This window comes from Microcystis sp. BLCC-F210, assembly GCF_042134685.1.
Classification (GTDB): domain Bacteria; phylum Cyanobacteriota; class Cyanobacteriia; order Cyanobacteriales; family Microcystaceae; genus Microcystis; species Microcystis aeruginosa_D.
On sequence record NZ_CP169647.1, the window covers coordinates 3,514,722 to 3,536,343 of the forward strand.

At 44.3% G+C, this 21,622-nt stretch carries 15 protein-coding genes and 5 pseudogenes; 7 read left to right on the forward strand and 13 right to left on the reverse strand.

Translation table 11 applies throughout. The features are described 5' to 3' along the window. Positions 1 to 92: 92 nt before the first annotated feature. From ACE3JL_RS16915 to ACE3JL_RS16930, 4 genes are all read right to left on the reverse strand, one after another. Positions 93 to 716, reverse strand: coding sequence for a COP23 domain-containing protein (locus ACE3JL_RS16915; protein WP_375327972.1), 624 nt, complete (start codon positions 714 to 716; stop codon positions 93 to 95). Between the two features lie 160 nt (positions 717 to 876). After that, complete coding sequence (locus ACE3JL_RS16920) at positions 877 to 1,965, reverse strand: isocitrate/isopropylmalate family dehydrogenase (protein WP_185241203.1); 1,089 nt, start codon at positions 1,963 to 1,965, stop codon at positions 877 to 879. A gap of 200 nt (positions 1,966 to 2,165) precedes the next feature. Beyond that, a complete protein-coding gene (locus tag ACE3JL_RS16925; protein WP_271990186.1) occupies positions 2,166 to 2,402 on the reverse strand; it encodes a NifU family protein in 237 nt (78 codons plus the stop codon). Between the two features lie 73 nt (positions 2,403 to 2,475). After that, positions 2,476 to 3,123, reverse strand: a complete 648-nt coding sequence (locus ACE3JL_RS16930; RefSeq protein WP_271990188.1) for a DUF3386 domain-containing protein — start codon at positions 3,121 to 3,123, stop codon at positions 2,476 to 2,478. A 475-nt stretch (positions 3,124 to 3,598) separates the two neighbouring features. On the opposite strand from ACE3JL_RS16930, the pseudogene ACE3JL_RS16935 reads away from it, so the two are divergent. The 3 genes and pseudogenes from ACE3JL_RS16935 to ACE3JL_RS16945 all read left to right on the forward strand — a co-directional run. Beyond that, a pseudogene (locus ACE3JL_RS16935) lies at positions 3,599 to 3,730 on the forward strand (IS630 family transposase); the annotation flags it as partial. 265 nt (positions 3,731 to 3,995) lie between these two features. After that, a complete protein-coding gene (locus ACE3JL_RS16940; RefSeq protein ID WP_002746650.1) occupies positions 3,996 to 4,682 on the forward strand; it encodes an ATP-dependent Clp protease proteolytic subunit in 687 nt (228 codons plus the stop codon). A 35-nt stretch (positions 4,683 to 4,717) separates the two neighbouring features. Then, positions 4,718 to 5,317 (forward strand): ATP-dependent Clp protease proteolytic subunit, encoded by a 600-nt coding sequence (locus ACE3JL_RS16945; protein WP_002734165.1) that lies wholly within the window; start codon positions 4,718 to 4,720, stop codon positions 5,315 to 5,317. 235 nt (positions 5,318 to 5,552) lie between these two features. Here ACE3JL_RS16945 and ACE3JL_RS16950 read toward each other — a convergent pair. From ACE3JL_RS16950 to ACE3JL_RS16985, 8 genes and pseudogenes are all read right to left on the reverse strand, one after another. Beyond that, a pseudogene (locus ACE3JL_RS16950) lies at positions 5,553 to 6,161 on the reverse strand (IS1 family transposase); the annotation flags it as partial. 539 nt (positions 6,162 to 6,700) lie between these two features. Beyond that, positions 6,701 to 8,524, reverse strand: a complete 1,824-nt coding sequence (locus ACE3JL_RS16955) for a formylglycine-generating enzyme family protein (protein ID WP_150977915.1) — start codon at positions 8,522 to 8,524, stop codon at positions 6,701 to 6,703. Positions 8,525 to 8,689: 165 nt separating this feature from the next. Continuing rightward, positions 8,690 to 8,955: pseudogene (locus ACE3JL_RS16960) on the reverse strand (alcohol dehydrogenase catalytic domain-containing protein); the annotation flags it as partial. A 5-nt stretch (positions 8,956 to 8,960) separates the two neighbouring features. Next, positions 8,961 to 9,455 (reverse strand): acetyl-CoA carboxylase biotin carboxyl carrier protein, encoded by a 495-nt coding sequence (accB, locus tag ACE3JL_RS16965; RefSeq protein WP_271990193.1) that lies wholly within the window; start codon positions 9,453 to 9,455, stop codon positions 8,961 to 8,963. Between the two features lie 161 nt (positions 9,456 to 9,616). Beyond that, positions 9,617 to 10,174, reverse strand: a complete 558-nt coding sequence (efp, locus tag ACE3JL_RS16970) for an elongation factor P (protein ID WP_150977917.1) — start codon at positions 10,172 to 10,174, stop codon at positions 9,617 to 9,619. 458 nt (positions 10,175 to 10,632) lie between these two features. Continuing rightward, entirely contained in the window at positions 10,633 to 11,625 is a 993-nt protein-coding gene (locus ACE3JL_RS16975) for an aldo/keto reductase (RefSeq protein ID WP_271990197.1), read from the reverse strand. Positions 11,626 to 11,769: 144 nt separating this feature from the next. Further along, positions 11,770 to 14,832: an efflux RND transporter permease subunit gene (locus ACE3JL_RS16980; RefSeq protein ID WP_375327973.1), complete on the reverse strand. Its 3,063-nt coding sequence runs from the start codon at positions 14,830 to 14,832 to the stop codon at positions 11,770 to 11,772. A 209-nt stretch (positions 14,833 to 15,041) separates the two neighbouring features. Next, positions 15,042 to 16,502, reverse strand: a complete 1,461-nt coding sequence (locus ACE3JL_RS16985) for an efflux RND transporter periplasmic adaptor subunit (RefSeq protein ID WP_375327974.1) — start codon at positions 16,500 to 16,502, stop codon at positions 15,042 to 15,044. A gap of 263 nt (positions 16,503 to 16,765) precedes the next feature. Between ACE3JL_RS16985 and ACE3JL_RS16990 the strand changes: the two genes are divergently transcribed. Further along, a complete protein-coding gene (locus ACE3JL_RS16990) occupies positions 16,766 to 18,100 on the forward strand; it encodes an SUMF1/EgtB/PvdO family nonheme iron enzyme (RefSeq protein ID WP_375327975.1) in 1,335 nt (444 codons plus the stop codon). Between the two features lie 69 nt (positions 18,101 to 18,169). On the opposite strand, the gene ACE3JL_RS16995 is transcribed toward ACE3JL_RS16990, so the two are convergent. After that, positions 18,170 to 18,415, reverse strand: coding sequence for a hypothetical protein (locus ACE3JL_RS16995; RefSeq protein WP_271990208.1), 246 nt, complete (start codon positions 18,413 to 18,415; stop codon positions 18,170 to 18,172). Positions 18,416 to 18,510: 95 nt separating this feature from the next. Between ACE3JL_RS16995 and ACE3JL_RS17000 the strand changes: the two are divergent. The 3 genes and pseudogenes from ACE3JL_RS17000 to ACE3JL_RS17010 all read left to right on the forward strand — a co-directional run bounded on the left by ACE3JL_RS17000 (position 18,511) and on the right by ACE3JL_RS17010 (position 21,361). Next, positions 18,511 to 18,723, forward strand: a pseudogene (locus ACE3JL_RS17000) (hypothetical protein). Positions 18,724 to 18,775: 52 nt separating this feature from the next. Then, positions 18,776 to 19,858 (forward strand): photosystem II q(b) protein, encoded by a 1,083-nt coding sequence (gene psbA / locus ACE3JL_RS17005; RefSeq protein ID WP_046663108.1) that lies wholly within the window; start codon positions 18,776 to 18,778, stop codon positions 19,856 to 19,858. Between the two features lie 436 nt (positions 19,859 to 20,294). Continuing rightward, positions 20,295 to 21,361: pseudogene (locus ACE3JL_RS17010) on the forward strand (ISL3 family transposase). Positions 21,362 to 21,622 lie beyond the last annotated feature (261 nt).

The window sequence follows — 21,622 nt, forward strand, 5'->3', positions numbered from 1 at the left end:
TCCTTCTAAGAAACTAGAAAAGTTTACCAAACAGCGGGCGTTGGGTTTCCTTGCGTCAACCCAACCTACCTTATCTATAGAACTAGAAAAGTTTACCAAGCAGAACCGCCTGATGGTTTTTGGGGCGACTGTTCGGGGGAATTCCCCGGCGCCGGAGAAGAGGACGAACCCGTAGCGGGATTTGTTTCCACGGGAACGCTTTCTAGGAATTTGCTGAAATCGATAGTGGCAGAATCCGATGAGCTTTCAAACAAAGGACTGCTGCTGGCTCCTTGCCGGAGGCCAAATAACTGCGCAAGTTTTTGCCTCGCATCATCTCCTCTCTTGAGGGTAAATAATAGGTTAGCACTATTAGCCCGTTCTCGCCCACTACTGGAGACATAGATGACTGGTTCACCATTCAGATAGCCCGTGTTAATATTACCAATTCCGCCTGGTCGAGAGTTCAGGCTATTGAATCTTCCAGTTACTTCTTCACACCGTCGCATGGGAGTGTAACCGGAACCACTAAAATAATCAGAAGACCAACGAATCACCGCTCTGTATTCATTAGGGCCGGATTGGACAAAAGTTGTCGGAATTCCTATATAGGGACCCGTCACTGGCACAAGACACTCGAATCTGGTTTGAGCTTGGCTCGGTGATTGTAAGGTCAAGGCAGCTCCTACACCAATCAGAGCAATAGTCAGAGTTTTTGTCAAAGTTTGTAGTTTCATTGTTCTTATCCTAATCCTGTAAAGGGACTCCATTGTACACTTCAAAGGTAGCTTTTATTTTTCCGCAAAACAAACAAAAGCAAGGCCTTTGCAACAATTCTTATTTTTTGGAATTACCCTTTCTTCAAACTCCTTTAAGAGAGCAATCAGATGAGTTCGTTTACCCCAAAGCAGACCAAACTTCTAACTTACTGACCACGCGACGAATCACCTCATCGGTAAACTCACTCATGGTCATTTGTCCCCCTAAATCGGGGGTTTTTTTGCCCTCGTGAATAGTTTCAAAGACACTTTCATAAATTGCCCGGGAAGCTTTATGCGCTTCGTTAGTTTCGATATAACCTAACAAAGCTGCCGAGGCTAAAATCATCGCCATGGGATTAGCGATATTTTTGCCCTCTAAAGCCGGGGCCGTGCCGTGGGGAGCTTCTGCCATAATAGTTTTAACTGCTAAGGTTTCCTCATCAAATCCCAAAACTAAACTTTCGGCCCCAGCAATACTGCCATAGAGTTGCAAGACAAAATCAGATAATAAATCCCCATCGCGATTAAGTGCTGGAATCACCAAAGCTTCGCCGTCGGTTTGTAAAAGTAGGGCAAAAGTTGCATCAATTAACAGGGGTTGATAACGCACTTCTGGATGTCTTTGGGCTGCTGCGTCTAATTCCTCTTTAAACATCCCCTCGTAGGTGGCACTAACGGTGAATTTTGGGCCGCCAAATACCCGCGCCCCAGTTTTTTTGGCCTGTTGAAAGGTAAACTCGGCCACAGCGCGACTGGTAGCCCTAGAAATGCGCGAGGTGCGATAGGCAATTTCATCGCCGGTGGCGGTGGTTTCTCGCCATTCTTTGGCCCCGTAGGCATCGTCAACGGCCATGCGGACAATGGCAATGGGAGAATAAACGCCCCCAATCGGACGAATACCGGGGATACGCCGACCGATGCGGAGAATTACCTGAGAATTCATTGCTTCTCTTAAAATAGCGTTGGGACTGCCCACATCTCCTTTAATTTCTGGGGTGATAGTGGCAGCTTTCAGGGCTAATCCGGTTTTGAGAGTCGCTTCGGCGGCCTCATGAACCACTTGATTGTTACTCTGGCGACGCTGGGCTAAACTAAGATCAAAATCGGCAAAGTTAAGCGGTTGACGAATTATCGAGGGTTGCAATACTCTCAGGGCTTCTAGTAATAGTTCTTCTCCAGTTTGGTCGCCGTGCATGACCACAATGGTGGGGATATTTTCCGTCATAATTTTTGAGTTTTAATAAAAATTTTCAAGTATATGTTAATGCTTAATTTGCCTGTTAATCGGCTAAAAAAGATACTTTTTACCTTAATTAATTCTGTAGTTTTATCAATCTTGCAGAAAAAAAATATATAAGTAATATTACGCCCGATCGCTAATTTAATTAGCAATCGGGCGGTGGTGAGAATTAATTGAACCAAGATTTATAGAGCTTGTTCAACTTCGGCAATTTCGGGAATCATTTCCCGGAGACGGCGTTCGATGCCCATTTTCAGGGTCATGGTGGAACTGGGACAGGAACCGCAAGCGCCTTGAAGACGCACTTTGACGATTGGCCCGTCAATTTCGACCAATTCCACGTTACCACCATCGGACATCAGGTAGGGGCGCATTTCATCTAAGACTTTTTCGACGTTATCGGGAGTCAGTGTTAAAGACATAATCAGCTTCTGGTCAGAGATTTATTAGAGTGTAGTTGCTTCAATCCTAACGCTTTTTGGGCGGGGATAACCCTTAAGATTCTAAAAGCTGTAGATTGATAAAAGTAAATTCTGTGGTGGATTTTTCGCCACCGGCATCGATTGCGTTAATTACTTGACAGGAGGGTAAATAATAATTACCGATTTTTTCGTAAGTTTCCTTAAAGTCACGTTTTCCCTTTAATTCATCGGTTTTAGCATTGCGGAAAATGGCATTATAGCGAATAGAAATATAACCTTCTCCCGTATCGAGACTTTCCTCGGTATTAATAGTAAAAGCCATCGGTCCCATGACTCGACTGACTTGACAGATTTCCTGGCCGCGTACTTTATAATTAGACCCCATAGCATCGCCGGTGACAAGAATTTCTACCGCACCGGTGGGATCATCTTGCCCGAAATTAAACTGGTTTTTGCCATGGGAAGCATCAAAATTACCTCTTTTGCGGTGAGTAACGATGTCGCGCATTTGATTATAAATACTTTCTTGCACTTTCTCGTCATCAATGCCCGTTACTTCCACACTATAATCGCCATTAACTTGAATTTTGCCCGTATGGACTTCCTCCCCTTGGGTGAGGATAATATCGGCAGTGTAACCCGGAAATCCTTCATCCCAAGTGTAACGGTTTTCGTAGGCGGAGCGGAAAATATCTCGGGCGTTCGTCGTGGCTACAGTCATAATCGCTTTACTTGTGTTGATAAATCTATTTATATCATTGTTACTGATTTTTTCGCCCCTGGCCGAGATTTCTAGAGAACTAGATAAATTTGACAACTTAAGTAGATAGGTGTTAAAAATTCTCTAACACCCCTCTTATTAAGGGTAGGGCTGATCCATTCTCCGAATCTAATTCATTGCCTCTTCTAGGTTCTGTGTGAGCATGGTATAATGGTGACACGGAACAGGAGGTGGGTTATGTGGATAAATTTTGATCAACTCCTCGATTTACCAAATGTAACAGTGCAGAAACGTCGAATCTCGTAACAAAACTTTACATTTAAGAACATAAATACCTAAGCAAAATTAATTACACATATCTAACCCCCCTCTTGCCGTTCGGACCTCGGCGTGAGCTTTTGTCGAAGGCTCGGTCGAACGCTGAGCTTATGGCCGAAGCCTTTTGCCTTTCTTCACTAGGAAATTTATTTTGCACGACTACTTACTTAATAGAGAATTTGAAAATAAAGAAAAACTGGAAAAAGTAGTCAATCAGCTTTTAAATGAAGGGGGATTGATTATTAAATGGAATAGAAAACTGAAAAATAAGGGAAATGCTGCTAACTAATGTAACTTAAATGCGTAAAAGCTTATTTATCCCTCCCAAACCTTCCCTTTAGCGGCAGCTATCAGCGCCCATCAATTGCTAGAAACTGGTTAGGTGACGGGAAAAATAGCCCTAATTATCGACTAGAAATCTACTGGTCACTACTGGTGAGCAGCCGAAGTTATTAAAAGAGGGCAAAGGCAATTCACCGTCACAGTTTTGAAAATCGGTCAACCTGATTAAGTTAAAATCAAAAGCAGGATACTGTGTATGACGGAAAAACTCGATGAACTCAGTGATTAAAGCGGTACAAACTGCCTATTATGGGGATGCAGCCTATCGGACACCACCACCAGACTTGGAATCTCTCCTGCTCAAAGAGAGAATTGTTTATCTGGGGTTGCCCTTATTTTCCTCCGATGATGTCAAGCGCAATGTCGGGGTGGACGTGACGGAATTAATTATCGCGCAACTGCTTTACCTGCAATTTGACGATCCCGAAAAACCGATTTTCTTCTATATCAACTCTACCGGCACATCCTGGTACACGGGGGACGCGATCGGCTACGAAACGGAAGCTTTCGCCATCTGTGACACCCTCAACTACATTAAACCTCCCGTTCATACTATCTGTATCGGACAGGCCATGGGAACTGCAGCGATGATTCTTTCCGCAGGAACCAAGGGTTTTCGCGCCTCCTTGCCCCACGCTACCATTGTTCTCAACCAAAATCGCACCGGGGCCCAAGGACAAGCCACCGATATCCAGATTCGCGCCAAGGAGGTAATCGCCAACAAACAGACGATGTTAGAGATTTTCTCGAAAAATACGGGTCAAACCACCGAAAAACTGGCGAAAGATATGGATCGCACCTTCTATCTCACCCCACAACAGGCGAAAGACTACGGATTAATCGATCGCGTTCTCGAAAGTCGCAAGGAACTACCGAAACCCCTCGCCCAAGTTAGTTAAGATTTATTACAAATTAGCAGGAGTTGTTACCAATTATGCCTATCGGTGTGCCAAAAGTTCCCTACCGTCTGCCGGGTAGCCAATACGAACAGTGGATTAGCATTTACAGCCGTCTTTCGGTGGAACGCATTCTTTTTTTGGGGCAGGAAGTCACCGACGGGTTAGCCAATGCCCTTGTGGCCCAAATGCTTTATCTCGACTCGGAAGACCCCACTAAACCCATCTATCTCTATATCAACTCGCCGGGGGGTTCCGTTACCGCCGGTATGGCCATCTACGACACCATGCAGTACATCAAAGCGGAAGTGGTGACTATCTGTGTGGGATTGGCGGCCTCTATGGGGGCATTTTTACTAGCTTCCGGTAGTCCGGGTAAGCGTCTCGCTCTTCCCCATGCGCGGATTATGATTCACCAACCCATGGGGGGAACTGGGCGCCGGCAAGCGACGGATATCGACATTGAAGCTAAGGAAATCCTGCGTATTCGCCAGCAATTAAACGAAATTATGGCTAATCGCACTGGACAAACCATCGAACGCATCGAAAAAGACACGGACCGCGATTATTTCCTCTCCGCCGAGGAAGCCGTCGCCTACGGTTTAATTGATAAGGTGGTGGAGGGAAGACCAGCTTAAGTCAGTCATAGGTTAGAACAGGCGAGAAACCTGTTCTAACTGCCATTGGACAAACTTCCTTAGATGGTAGGTTGCTTTATCCCATAAGAGGGTAAGTACCTAAGCAAAATTAATTACACATGTCTAACCACCTCGGCGTTGCTGAATCAAGGTATGAATGACAACCTTGCACCCATCGAAAAGTTAGTTTGGGTCTAGGTTTTAAAAATTCCACAAGAGAAGATTCATATCTCAAATCAGCAACGCCAAAATAGCATCCCCAAGACTTAACTAATTCCCATAATGGGCGAAACGTTTCGCTACTATGGTCTCCGATTACCCAAGCTAAAATTCCTTTTTTAAAGTGGTCAACGGCTGTCCACACCCAGATTTTGTTTTTTTTGAGCCAACAAAGGTTTCCAATTCATCCAGTTCCCCTACTTCAGGAATTGTTTCTGGGTCATAGGAACCCCTGGCAATAATTCTCCCACAGATTTTACCCAATTAATTACGGTCGTATGATCAACTCCCTTTAGCCTTTCTATTCCTCTAAATCCCATCCCATTAACATAGGCAGTTAGGCATTCTCGCTTCGTTTTTTCGTCATAGCCTTTCTGTTTTTCATCAGCAATTCTCATTTTAAGGTTTCATGACATTAAAACCCTTGCACCTAGAGGGGTTAATAATTATTAACGAATCTCTAGATCGCTGAAACAACGCAAAATAGTTTCAAAATGAGAATTGCTGGTTTTTCATAGTTATCAATAAATTGACGGCCACAGGTTACACAAATAGGATTTTGTTTACCTTGTTTATTGATGCCATTTTTACGGATATGGGTAGATTTACATTCAGGGCATTGCATTTTGATTTCCTCCATTCATATCTCTATTATGCAACGCCCGGTTTTCTTTAGAAACAAAATAAGGTACACAGTATAAAGGTTACAGCAATTTTAAAACCCTTCCCCTAAAACATTAGACATCTCCAAAAAGTATAACCCAGTCACAGCTTGCTTTTGGTTTATGTACTAACTAAACAGTTCGATAGCTGTAATGTGTATCTATCGTTGCTAATTCAATTTTACTGAAAAAATATGAGGCAATTAAAATAATTTTTATTCGGGTAGATTCCTTAACTAGAAAGACTTTTAGTTTTGAGATTATATTATGAAGAGGTCTATTAAGCGAACAATGAGTTCTGAGTCGAAGTCTGGGGCATTGATTAAGGTGGACAGCAGTTGGTCGTTAATTGCATCGTCTGCTGTGATACGTTTAGGCAGTGCTGTTTGTCTATTCTCAGTTAATTCTTCTTATTGCGCTGACTAATTACAGTTTAGTCGAGCGGTTGGGAATAACAATTCGATGGTGATGTGGTGCGATTATTTGGGAGCGAAAACTAACCCTAAAGTCCTGGGGAGATACAGGCAACCCGAAAACCGCCGTTGAGATTGTCGTAGCCGGGGATGTTCCTAAGGCGGTTGGCAGAACGACAGTAATTAGGGTAGAAGAACCAAGAACCGCCGCGCAGACACTTGGGAGACTGAAAACGATTATTATTCTTGAGAATCCACGCCGATCCATCCTCTGGTACTCCGGTATAGCTACTATGCCAATCGTCTTCGCACCATTCCCAAACATTGCCACTCATATCATAGAGTCCCCAAGCATTGGGCTTTTTCTGACCCACAGGATGAGTTTTACCCTGAGAATTTCCGCTATACCAAGCGTAATCTCCTAACTGATTGGCATCATCACCGAAATAAAAGCGAGTAGTAGTTCCCGCACGACAAGCATATTCCCATTCCGCTTCTGTGGGGAGGCGATAGATTTTGCCGGTTATTTGACTCAATTTCTGACAAAAGACTTGAGCATCTCTCCAACTAACCATTTCTACTGGATTTTGCAGATTGTTTTTAAACCGAGAGGGATTGGTTCCCATCAGTGCTTGATATTGTTCCTGAGTGACAGGATATTTCCCGATCGCAAAACTGTTTACTTGAACTTGGTGTTGAGGCTGTTCACTACTTTGAGCATCGGGATCACTATCAGGAGACCCCATGAGAAATTGACCTGCAGATAAGCTTACCATCTCCAGTGTTACTCCATTGGGTAGTTTTTCGGTAAATGAAGTTTTATTGCCTAGCGCTGTCTCTAGTTGAGTTCGGGGAGGAATAGGAGGGTCAACGACAACGGAGGTGCCAAAATTACCGACTTTCTCGATTACATGGTTATTGATGCGTTGAATGGCAGTTACGAGTTCGATTTCCCCGTCAGGGATTTCCTCTTCCCATTGCCATCCTTCCTGCTCGGTTCGCTCTAATGCGATCGCTAAACAGTCGCACTTTTCTTCGCTGGTGACGAAGAAATTGAGCAGATTAGCCGATGGATTCTCGTTTCTGCGAAAAGATACGGCCAATTCGGAACTGAGAATGTTCTGGACGAGGGATTCAACTTCTTTGACAGTGCAGGAAAGTTCACCGTCAATGGTCGCTACTTGATCAATAGTGGTAACTACTTGATCGATCAAGCTTTGAAACTGCCCGATAATTGGTTTTAGGTATTGTTCTAGATTAATGGCTGCTTTGGCCATTTTGATCGCTTCTTTTTCCAGATTATCTAAATCATCTAACTCGATCTGCAGCTGATACACTTGTTTGTAAGCGTTTAACTCGGCGATCATTTTCGAGAAAACCTGTTTTTGTGTATCTTGCTCTTCGGCTAATTTCTCGATATTTTCGCTGATTAGGTCGATTTTCTTGAGCATGAGCAAGCTAGAACAACCGACGAGGATCACGGTACGGAAAATTTGCGTTTTCTGTAGTTTCAGCCTATCTCGCAGTTCAGCTGATTCGATGCTATTCTCTAGAAATTGGCGTTTTCGCTCTGTTTCCGCTAATTTTTCGCATTTAACCGCCACGGCCTCTTTGATTTTCTCGGTCAGTGACCGGAAAAAACGCTGGTATTCATCTTTATGATCGGTGAGAAATCTGATTAACTGGTTATAGTCCCCGACTAATCTTTCCAATTCTTGGAAAGTTTCCTCGAAATTGAGGGGTTCTTCTTTTTTCCTCAATCCCAGCCATATATTGCGAACTCGTTTTCTGGTTTTAATCAGTTGCTGTCTTTCTTGAATCTGATCCTGCAAGATTAATAAATCGGGGCGATTCAGTTGGGGAAGTTGATAGGTTGTCCGATAAAGCTTGATTTTCGCTGTTTCTTCTGCCATCGCTGTTATCGCTGAGGGTAGTTTTTTTCATTTTAGCCCGACTTTTGAGAAGCTAAGACGTATTTAAAAATCTTATGTTTAGATTGGTCGAATTCTGCGCTCACGTCGAGGGGGGTGTTGCCCCTTGCCTCGTCTCAACAAGCAATTCAAATTACGGCTCTTCTAGGTGTCGGTCTTGCCCAGTCCGCCGCCACAAAAGTACATTTCATCCCTGGTGCGAAAATCCTGCACTTCCGCCCCAACAGCCTCGACAATTCCCACCCCATCACAGTCTAAAATGGCTGGCATTTGCTCAGGGTAAAAAGTGCCGCGTTTACGAATTTTTGTATTAATAGGGTTGATACCAGCCGTCTTTGTGGTTGACTAATTTTTGGGGTGGGTACTTCCTGAAACTGTAGAACATCCAAGGCTGTCCTGAGGATAGCTTTCATTCTATCTATTCAGGATTAACCCACATTAACGTCTGGCCAAATTCCACTGGTTCACCGTTAGCAACCGCGATTTCGACGATTTGCCCGGCCACTTCTGCTTCGATTTCATTCATCAACTTCATCGCTTCGATAATACAGACCGTTTGTCCAACCCGGATTCGATCGTGTTTCTCCACGAAAGACGGCTCGTCGGGAGCGGGAGCGCGATAAAAAGTGCCGACCATGGGAGAGGTAATCGCCAGCCATTTTTTATCAACAGCGGCGGCAACGGGTTCGGGGGTGGAGGTTTCCTGGATTGGGAGTGGAACTGCGGCTATCACTGGGGTGGCGACAGGGGCCGTCACCACTGGCAAGGGAGCGGCGAGAGACCCAAGGGCATTATTAACGGTTCCTTTGCGGATATTTACCTCTAAATCTGCACTTTTCAGGCTAAATTCACTGATATCCGTTGCTGCCAATGTTTTGATCAGTTCTCGAATTTCGTTGTAATCAATAGTCACTGCTCTGAAATCCCCCCGCAAATAAAAACAAATCCAAATTATCACCCACCAAATCGTCGATTTTTTGCATCTAGCGGCTAAGTTTTGGGAAACAGGCTCAGAAAACTGGCTTTAGTCCTAAACCCGCCCCTAATGCTTGATTTCTGGGCTTTTCATCACAATTATTCCCGTCCCAGATAGGAACCATCCCGGGTATCTACTTTAATCCTTTCACCGATGGAAATAAACAGGGGAACCATCACCTGCGCTCCCGTTTCTACGATCGCAGGTTTCGTGCCACCAGTGGCTGTATCTCCCTTGACTCCTGGATCCGTATCGGTGATTTCCAAGATTACCGAGGTGGGCAATTCCACCTCTAACACTTGCTCATTCCAAAAGAGAATATTGACTTCCATTCCTTCTTTCAGATACTTGGCCCGATCGCCCATTTGTACTGGGGTTAGAGTCGCTTCCTCAAAAGTCTCCATGTCCATGAAGACGAACTGATCGCCTTCTTTGTAGGTGTGCTGCATGGTACGCTTTTCGATCGTGGCTGAGGGTAAGGTTTCCCCCGCCCGGAACGTCCGTTCTACCACGTTGCCAGTCTGGACATTTTTTAACTTGGTTCGCACGAAGGCCGATCCTTTACCCGGTTTGACGTGCAGGAATTCCACCACCCGCCAGACAGAGCCATCTATCTCGATGGTTGTGCCGCTCCGAAAGTCGTTACTCGAAATCATGAAATGCTGTTTAGGCCAAGAAAGATCAACATTCTATTTTACATACTTCCTGTACCCAAAAAAACTTTTTTCCCGCCCGTGCAGGTAAGAGGGAGGTGAGAGGAGGGACAAGCAAGGGACAAAAGCTAATTTCTTGCCCTTTCTGCTACACATCGAATTTGAAGGGGCATCTAGGGGGATTTTCCTCAAGTTTATGTAGGGTTTGCGGCAAAAAGTTTTTCGTGGGGTAGGGTGTGGGGTTTTAGGGATTTTCAGGGGGTCAGTTACCTAATTTTCAGGGAAAAAGCACCTGAATTTTACCTCCGAATCACTCCAATGGTTGGCACTTTTTGAGGGAAAAGGGAGTGGAACGAACCACAAAGACACAAAGGACACAAAGATTGATCGATCATATATTAAGTTAAACTTATCACACAGAACCTAGAAGAGCCAAAGTTTTTAGATTTATTCAGCAATTCTTACCTAGTTTGAAAGATATTTTGTACCATTTTTTTATCCAAACCTGCGGCAATTTTATCTAATTCTGTTATTTCCCCACTGTCTAAACTCCATCCTAAAGCACCTAAGTTATCCTCAGCTTGCCGAACATTTTTCGCTCCGGGGATAGGAATTGTTCCCTTACAGATACACCAATTTAAGGCAACTTGACTAATAGTTTTATTTTTAGCTTGGGCGATAATTTCTAGGCAACTCATCAGAGGCGAAATAGCGGGAATTAATTGACCAAAAAGGAAACGCCTTAATCCTGATGGTAAGTTTTTATTATCTCGATATTTCCCCGTTAATAACCCCAAAGCTAAGGGACTGTACGCAATAATTCTAATACCCAATTGATCACATAGTTCCTTTAATCCTAAGTCAGTGAGAGGATAGGTAGAAAGGAGAGAATACTGTACCTGTAAACTGGTGATAGGAATGCCGCGACTGGCAAACTTTTGATAGGCAGACTTCAATCTTTTCGGTCCAAAATTGGATAAACCCACCCCTTTAACTAACCCCTTTTCCAGACAATCCCCCAATCCGTCTAATAATCCTCCCTCCTGCCATGGCGCATAATTGCCCGTTGACCAGTGCATTTGCACTAAATCCACAGGGCGGCCTAATCTGGTTGCCGAAGCTTGACAAGCTTTCACCATGGCATGACGGGTTAAACGCCAAGGATAAGGGGCGAGTTTGGTGGCAATACGGATACGATCAGCGTTATAACCGCTATATTCCCCCGTAAAGCGTCCTAATAGCTTCTCACTCTGTCCGTTGAGTTTGCCTGTGCCGTAGGAGTCTCCCGTATCAAATAGGGTGACACCCCGCTCGACGCAGAGATTAAAAACCGCTTGTAACTGGCTATCCATACTCTCATCGTAACCCCAGAGAAGACGATTTCCCCAGGCCCAAGTACCGCAGCCCATGGGGGGAAGGGATAGAGTTTGATGTGTGACTGTCAAGGGATTCATGGGTTAGTTTCTCTGGGTTTTTTCTCAAGCTTTCAGCAAGATATTTTATACTAAATCTGGTTATTAAAGACTGATTATTTATTCCCCTTTTTGCATGAGTGCATGAGTAGAAAACGGGTTTCTCCGAGAAACCCGTTTTCTGTATTAAATCGACTTGGGTTTTTGTTTAACAAATAATCCCCGGAACCAATAGTAAAAACTATCGATATAAGTAAAGATTACCGGCACAACCACCAAAGTTAATAGGGTGGAAGTGGTAAAACCACCAATAACGGCAATCGCCATCGGTGCGCGAATTTCCCCATCTGCACCTAAAGCTAAAGCAATCGGTAACATCCCGGCAACTGTGGAAACGGAGGTCATAATAATTGGTCGTAAACGAGAGACTCCCGAATCAATCACCGCCTTAAATTGCGGGTTCCCTGACTCAATGCCACTCAGGGCAAAATCTACTAACAGAATCGCATTTTTAGTAACTAATCCCATCAGTAAAACTATGCCAATTAAAGCGTATAAACCTAACTCTTTTTGGGTAATTAAAAGAGCGATTAAAGTACCACCAATCGATAAAGGAAGGGAAGTTAGAATCGCTAAGGGATAGAGGAAATTGTTATACAATAAGACCAGAATCCCATAGATAGAAATAATTGCTAAACTTAACGCTCCCAAAAAACGAGCGAAGATATCGCGCATAATACGAGCATCACCAAAGGGTTCTTCTGTCACCTCTGGGGGGAGGTTTTTCATGATTGGTAAAGCGCGAATTTGTGTCACCGCACTTCCCAACGAAACTCCCTCTAAATTAGCTCCAATATTAACCTGACGTTGACGGTTAAAGCGTTGAATTTCCGCAGGTCCACTACCTAAGCTAATTGTCGCCACCGAGTTAAGCGGTACTAACGTCCCATTACTGCTAGGAACGCGCAAATTTTGCAGAGTTTCTATCTCACTGCGTCCATCATTGGCAATTTTTACCCGGATGGGAATTTGTCGGTCAGCAAGGTTAAATTTAGCTAAATTAAACTCATTATCGCCGATTAAAGCTAAAGATGCAGTACGGGCGATCGCTCTTACCGAGACTCCCTGATCAGCAGCCCGCACAGGATCCGGTTGAATAATGATCTCTGGTTTAACTAAACTTACCCCGGAACTGACCTCGACAAAACCGGGTAAAGCTCGCATTTCTCGCTCTAATTTTTGGGCAGTTTGGGTTAAAATATCGCCATTTTCACTTTTTAAGACAATAGCCACATCTTTACTGCTTCCTGCTCCCCCCTGCGCTCGAAAAGTCACTCTAGCCCCCGGTATCTTCTGGAAATCCCGGCGGGTTTGTTCCTCGAATTGCCGTTGAGTTAGCGATCGCTGTTCCTTAGGAACTAAATTAACATATATTAAGCCCGTATTTACCCGTCCCGAATCTCCCGGAATAGCCAAAACATTAGCGACGGCGGGATTTTTTTGCAGTAAACTATTAACCTGATTAGCCACGGCAACAGTATCATTCAAAGTCGCACCGGGAGGCAATTCTAGGCTAATCGTACTTAATCCGGTATCCCCGGAACTAAATAACCCTTTCGGAATCAAGGGAACTAACTGTAAACTACCGATAAAAAAGACCAAAGCCGCCAATAAAGTCAGGATTCGATGACGTAAAGCCCAAGTTAACAAACTTTTGTAGGGACGAAAACGGGGGCGGGAGGAGGGATTATCACCGGTTTTGAGTTTTTTCGGCTGTAGAATATAGGCACTTAACATCGGGGTGACGGTGACAGCGATCAAACTGGAAAAAAGGGTAGAAACCGCCACCGTAACGCCGAAAGGTTGAAAGAATTGTCCCGGCACACCGCCCATAAAAGCAACCGGCAGGAATACCGCCATAATTGCCGCCGCACTAGCTAAAACGGCTAATCCAATCTCTTTTGAGGCATCAAAAGCCGCTTGCAGGGGTTTTTTACCCATAGCTAAATGTTGATCGATGTCCTCCACCATACACACCGCATCATCGACCAGATTCCCCAAAGCTAAAGCTAAGGCCAGTAGGGTCATACCGTTAAGGGTATAATTTAGGGCTTGCATCACCCAAAAAGTCGGAAAAATCGACAAAGGCAGGGCCAAACCCGTGATAATCGTGGCGCGCCAATTGCCTAAAAATAGACCCACCGTGATCACCGTCATCAGACAACCAATCAGGAGATCGCTAAGAAGGCTTTCGTAACTATCACGAATTGAGTCGGCACGGGTAAAAATTAATTGAAATTTAATATCTTCGGGCAGTTTTTTCTTTAAATTCTCGATTTCTTGACGCACTGCTGTTTCTACCGTCACCAAAGTGCTGCCAGTCCCCCTTAAAATCGAAAAACCCACCACTGGCTGCCCATCTAAGAGGGCCATTTGTCGAGGATCACTGGAACTATCGCTAACTGTCCCTAAATTGTTTAAGGGGACCGTATCACCGTTAGGTAAAGAGATTTGATAATTCCTTAAATCTTCGATCGTTTCAGCGCTGCCCAGGGTGCGGACAGTTTGTTCACTACCACCGATTTCCGATCGCCCTCCGGGTAAATTAATATTAAAACTACGAATTTGGTCATTAACCGCCGCAGCCGTGATACCGTAGGCGATCAGACGACCGGGATCTAAATCTACACGCACTTCTCGATCGACTCCCCCAACGCGATCGACTCGCGCTACCCCCGGCACTCCCGTCAAAGCGCGGCCAATTTGACGATCAACTAGATCACTTAATTCGGCGATCGATCTTTTCGGGGAGGAGATGGTATAGTTCATCACCGCACCCCCGGCAAATTCTAAACGTTGGACAATGGGATCATTAGTATCTTGGGGTAAATCCTGCCGAATTTGCGCTATGGCATTGCGTACATCATTGGTAGCGCGATCGCTGTTAGTGCCTAGGATAAAGTTAACGGTGGTGGTGCTGCTGCCTTCGTTAACGGTAGAAGTAATTTGATCGATATTACCCAAAGCAGCCACCGCATCCTCGACTTTTTTGGTGACTTGGGTTTCCAATTCCTCTGGACCGGCGCCGGGTTGATTAACGGTGATAATCACGGCCGGAATGTCAATATTAGGAGAGCGATCGATCCCTAATCCTAGAAAGGCAATGTATCCCATTAGGGCCATAACCAGGGAGATCAGGATTGTCGGAATGGGATTTTTGATAGACCAATTAGAAATATTAAAAGCCATAATTTCAGTTATCAGTTATCAGTTATCAGTGGGTAAGTTATCAGTTACCAGATGTGAGTTTTCAGTTACCGGTTATCAGTTATCAGATTTGAGTTTTAAGTTTTAAGTTTTGAGTGAGCAGTATGTATTAAGTGAGCCTGATCAAATGGCAGTTTGCTACTGTCTTTTCACTGATTACTGATTACTGTTTACTGATCACTGATTACTGATTACTGATCGCTGATTGCCGTAATTTTGTCGCCATCACCGAGATAGGCTGCCCCTTTGACCACAATGCGATCGCCTGCTTGTAAACCGGTGAGAATTTCCACGCGGTTATTGGGCATAATTTGACCTAATTGCACAGTTTTGGCGGTAACAGTGTTATCAGGTTCCACTAAATAAACTAGAGCTTGATTATCTTTTTGGGGTAAAACCGCGGTCATGGGGACGGTTAAACTATTGCTAGTATTCGTCACGATCGCACCTCGTAAAAACATCCCCGGTTTTAACCCTGTATTGTCGGTTAAATCGACTTTAACCGTTGCCTGACGGGATGCCTCATCGACGATGGGATTAATTTCGCGCACCTGTCCCGATAATTTTAAACTGGTATTAGCATCGGAAGTGATAGTAACGGGCGCTCCGACGCGGATTAAGGGCAATTGATTCTCAGGAACCCGCAATCTTAGCTCTAAACGCCCATTTTCGATGATTTTAAAGAGAGCATTTTGACCGTTGGTGGTATCCCCGATGCGGCCATTTCTTTCGGCAATTTTGCCACTGACCGGGGAAATCAGGCGCGTCTCGTTTAATTGGGCTTTAACAATGGCTAAACGGCTTTGAGCCTCCGCTAATTGGGCTGTAGCTTGCGCGATCACTTCGGGACGATTGCCCGCTTGCAATTGCGCTAGTTGCTGCTCTGCTTCTCCTAAACGAGATTGGGTCTGTTGTACGATCGCCGCTTTGTTTCTTTCTTCGTTGAGGACTTCATCGAGACGATCCCGGGCGATCGCTCCTTCCGCTTCTAAACTTTGGTTTCTCTGGACCCGTTTTTTAGCCAAATCCCAATCCGATTGAGCTTGACTAATTTCAGCTTTTATGCGTTGAATAGTTTGTTTAGCTCTAGCGATCTCCTCTTTACGGCTCCCCGCTTGCAATTCTGCCAAACGCGATCGGGATTGGGCGACATTAGCCTGTGCTTGGGTTAATTGCGCTTGTAGGACGGTATCATCGAGACGAGCCAAAATTTGACCCTGGCTAACGATATCACCCTCATCGACAAAGATTTCTTTGATTTGTAGTCCCGTCGCTTGGGAAAGAATCGGGATTAATTCATCGGCTGCCACGCTTCCAGTCGCTTTCAGGGTGCGGGCCACGGGAGTGGATTCTACCCTAGTGGTGGTTACTGTTTGTGCCGGTGCTTCATTTTTTGCCGCTACGGGCTGAGTATTGGGGTTTTGGGCTGTTTGGGGTCGATTAGCGAAACGAGTCGCCCCTAGGGTCAATAAAACCCCTAATCCCACACCGATAAATAAACCCTTTCCTCCCGATAGCCACGAGTTGGTTTTTGTCGGTTTTGGCGAGTATTCGGGTTCCTCTGGCTCAATTTCAGGATTAAGTGCGATAATTTCGGGAACTAGCGAATTATCGGCTGAATGCTGGTTATTTTCTAGGGTATCTGGCCGCACGGTCTGCCCTCTCGGTAGATTCTGGATAAAATGTTAAGTTTTGTATCCATTTATAATCTAACGGAAAAAGGTCGCGGGTGGGGAAAGTGAGAAAGTGGACTTGGTGTAAAAATCCCAAATTGTCCTGGTTGGTGAGGAATCAGTAGTTAGGAGACTCCGAGACAGGAGAATTAAGAATGAGTAATAATCAATTAAATGGTTTATTTAGAGATTTTCTGCCAGTTAATCTGGCTCTCCCCTACTTGTGGTCATAAGAAAAAGTTATGAAAAAGTCAGAGATCCAAATTTTCTTGGCCCATGCCAGTGAGGACAAACCAGCAGTTTTGGCACTGTATAACCGCCTCAAGCAAGCGGGATATAAACCTTGGTTAGATAAAAAAGACCTGATTGCGGGGCAAATTTGGCGAGATGAAATTCCGAAAGCGATTAAAGCTAGTCAGATTTTTCTCGCCTGTCTGTCAGGGAAATCGGCTAATAAACAGGGATACATCCAACGGGAGTTGAGGATTGCACTTGATACCTTGGGAGAGATGCTACCGGGGACAATTTTTTTTATTCCCATGAGGTTAGAAGAATGCGAAATTCCTGATCTGCGACTTGCAGAAGTTGGCTTGAATCTGCGAGATATTCACCGGCTTGATTATTGGGAAGAAGACGGATTTGAGCAACTAGAAAGAGCAATTGGCTATCAGTTCAAGCTTGAACCAGAAGAGCCAAAACAACTGTTATCAGTATTTAACTTTGAGGTGGTGCGAGTAAATGCGAAGGGTGAGCAAATCAAAAAAGAGTCGAAACAGTCCCAATATTTCAGGGAAGATTTGGGCAACGGCATCACCTTAGAAATGGTCGCCATTCCGGGGGGAACTTTCCTGATGGGAACAGAAGACGAGGAAATCGAAAGACTGGTTAAAAAATTTAATTGGGAAGGATTGAGAAGCGAAAGACCAAAACGTGAGGTTAACGTCCCCCCCTTCTTTATAGGCAAGTATCCTATCACCCAGGCACAGTGGAAAGCGATCGCCGCAACCGCTAAAATAGACATCGACCTAGAGACAAACCCTTCTAACTTCAAAGGGGATGAGCTACCCGTAGAAAGAGTCAACTGGTATCAAGCAACGGAATTTTGTAAACGACTATCAAGGGAAACAAAACGGGAGTATCGACTACCGAGTGAAGCGGAATGGGAATACGCTTGTCGTGCTGGAACCACCACCCCGTTTTACTTTGGGGAAACCATTACGGGGGAATTGGCCAACTACCGTGCCAGTAAGACCTACGCAGAAGAAGCGAAGGGAGAATTTCGAAAACAAACGACTCCCGTGGGACAATTTCCCCCCAATGCCTTCGGACTGTACGATATGCACGGCAATGTCTGGGAATGGTGTGCCGATACTTGGCACGATAACTATGACGGTGCGCCGACGGATGGCAGTGCTTGGATAGAAAAGGGGAATGATAATTTTTCTCCTCTGCGGGGCGGTTCTTGGTACTTCTTTCCAACATTCTGCCGTTCTGCTTTCCGCGACTACTACTACCGCCGCGACGGCAACAGCAACGACGGTTTTCGGGTGGTGTGCGGTGCTGGGAGGACTCTGTAACCCTTTTCCCCTTTTTTTCCCTTTTTACCCTTATTCCCTATTTTTTCTTTTTTCTTTTCTTTCCCGCCCTTAGGCGGGTCGATTTTGTAGGGGCGAACTGTGGTCAGTGAGTTTATCGAACTGCGTTCGTCCGCCGGCAATAATCGGGTTAATCACGGGATTGGGGTTTTTTGGGGGGTTGGGTTTTTGAGGGGATTTGGGGGGTTTCAGGAAAAATACGTCGGGGCAAATTGCGATCGCTTGTGATGGGAATTGATAAGAGGTTTTGTTAGTATTGCCGGAATATACATGACCTTTGATCCTGAAAAACATCATCGTCGTTCTATTCGCCTCAGAAATTATGATTATTCCCAACTTGTGCTATGCAATGGACGGGGGTTATAAGGGATGGAACTCTTATATAGAAAGGCATTTAGCGATTTTTGTCGATTGTTTTTTATCTAGAGCGAACTAATCAATTAAGTCTGTTGCCAGATAAGGATTTAGTCGATTTGTGTCCCCCTATCGAACCATACCAAGTAACGAAGAACCCTATTTTCCCCCCTCTAATATCAGCTAAACTTATCAATAGCATAAGTAACAATAGTTTCAAACCCCTTTACAAACCGTTACAAACTCCTTAAGATAGAGACATCATCAATCGTACCTCGATAACTTAATAGGAATCATCAACCAATGACCACCACTCTACAACAGCGCGAGAGCGCTTCCCTGTGGGAGCAGTTCTGTCAGTGGATCACCAGCACCAACAACCGTCTTTATGTCGGTTGGTTCGGTGTGATCATGATCCCCACCCTGCTCACCGCCACCACCTGCTTCATCATCGCCTTTATCGCCGCTCCTCCTGTAGATATCGACGGTATCCGCGAGCCTGTAGCTGGTTCTCTACTCTACGGAAACAACATCATCTCTGGTGCGGTTGTTCCCTCTTCCAACGCGATCGGACTCCACTTCTACCCCATCTGGGAAGCAGCTTCCTTAGATGAGTGGTTATACAACGGTGGTCCTTACCAGTTAGTCATTTTCCACTTCTTACTAGGTGTCTTCTGCTACCTCGGTCGTCAGTGGGAACTGTCTTTCCGTTTAGGAATGCGTCCTTGGATTTGTGTCGCTTACTCTGCACCTGTATCCGCCGCTACTGCTGTATTCTTAATCTATCCCATCGGACAAGGTTCCTTCTCTGATGGTATGCCTTTAGGAATCTCTGGAACCTTTAACTTTATGTTCGTGTTCCAAGCAGAACATAACATCCTGATGCACCCCTTCCATATGTTAGGTGTGGCTGGTGTGTTCGGCGGTTCCTTGTTCAGTGCCATGCACGGTTCTCTGGTAACTTCTTCCTTAGTGCGTGAAACCACGGAAATCGAATCTCAGAACTACGGTTACAAATTCGGTCAAGAAGAAGAAACCTACAATATCGTTGCCGCTCACGGTTACTTCGGACGTTTAATCTTCCAATACGCTTCTTTCAACAACAGCCGTTCTCTGCACTTCTTCTTGGGTGCATGGCCGGTAATCGGTATCTGGTTTACGGCAATGGGTGTTAGCACCATGGCGTTTAACCTCAATGGTTTTAACTTCAACCAGTCGATTCTCGATTCTCAAGGTCGTGTAATCGGTACTTGGGCCGATGTGTTAAACCGCGCTGGTATCGGTATGGAAGTAATGCACGAGCGCAATGCTCACAACTTCCCCTTAGATTTGGCTAGTGGTGAACAGGCTCCTGTAGCTCTGATTGCTCCCGCTATCAATGGTTAATTCCTAGTCTGAACGAAAAGGCACTCCCGCAAGGGGGTGCTTTTTTGTTGTTAGAATTGGGGGCTCTTCGGGAATTGTTATGCAAATAATTAACTTAAAATAAAATTCGATGAGAGCAACTACGCTCAAAAGTAGCTGAAATTCATACAGAAAAGGACTTAAGACACAAATAAATTAATACCAAAAGATAGACAATCGAGTTAAGATTTGAGGCTCTTCGTTACTTGGTATGGTTCGATAGGGGGCATAAATCGACTAAATCCTTATCTGGCAAGGAATTTAATTGATTAGTTCGCTTTAGATCAAAAGCAATTGACAAAAATCGCCAAATGCCTTTGTATATAAAGGTTCCATCCCTTATAACCCCCGTCCATTGCATAAGACAAACCGAAGAACCAGATTTGATATAATAGCCAAAAACGAGATTATTTTACTTATGATACTGGACAAATTTTTGAACCTACAAGGAACCTGTATTCAAGGCTATCGACACCTATTAATCGTCGTCAATTTAAGTGCGGTAATTGTCAGAAACCCTTTAGCGAAGAGTTAGATTTTGTCGCCAAGAAACGAACCTATACGAAAAGACTAGCCGAGAATATACTCGAACAATTAAAATCAGGAGATATTTTAAATGTTAGCCGAAGAAATGACGTAACGGAAGAAGAGATTCAAAGAATGATAGAGGACATAGCTGAAGAAATTACAGAGACAGACTTATCGAAATTAAAAAGACTAGGAATTGACGAAATCGCTCTAGTCAAAGGACAAAAAAATTACTGTGCGGTTTTAGTAAATTTAGATACGGGAAAACTAATAGCTATTCTAGAGAAGCGAACACAAGAAGAATTGAGGGAAACGCTTACAGGGTGGGGAAAAGAGGTATTAGAGCAAATTGAAGAAGTCAGCATAGACCTTTGGTTGCCCTATAAAAATTTGGTGAAAGAATTGATGCCATCAGCCGAGGTAGTCGCCGATAGATTCCATGTAATGAAACAAATTAATCAAGAGTTAGACGAACAAAGAAAAGCAGAAAAAAGAGCCGTAGAAGCGCAGAAAAATAAAAAACAGAAAGCGGAAAAAGAAGCGAAGCTAGAAGTTTTAAAGCGAAGTAAATATAGCTTGTTAAAAAATGAAAAAGATTTAACGGAAACCCAAAAAATTAAACTAGAAGCTATCAAAGAAAATTTTCCAAATTTGAAAAAGATGCAGGAATTAAAGGAAGAATTTAGAAAGATTTATGAAACCTCAGAGAATCCGACAGAGGGAATGCTATCCATCTCGGAATGGTTGGCAAAATCCTCCAGTGTTTTTACTAAGAGTTGTCAAACAATCCGAAACTGGTTTGGAGAAATAATTAGTTATTTCGAGCGAAGGACAACGAATGGGGTGGTCGAGGGAATCAACAATAAACTTAAACTAATAAAACGGAGAGGCTATGGATTTAGAAACTTTCGGAATTTTTGGGTTAGAAGTATGTTATCTTGGCATCTTGTCTGTTGATTTAGCATAAAGGGTAACGAAGAGCCAACAATTGCAACCTTTCAACGCAGCGTTCTGAAACTTTGCCCAAATGGGATGTGACGGTTCTGCCCTCCTAGCTGGCATCTTATTTTTACGCAAGTCCCTAATTGCTGATTGTCGATATTTCGGCTCTCTTATTCTTTGTGTGATAAGCTTAACTTATATAGTAGTCATCGATCTCTGTGTCCTTTGTGTCTCTGTGGTTCCTTCTACTCGCTCGCCAGAAGGACTGTATCTTAG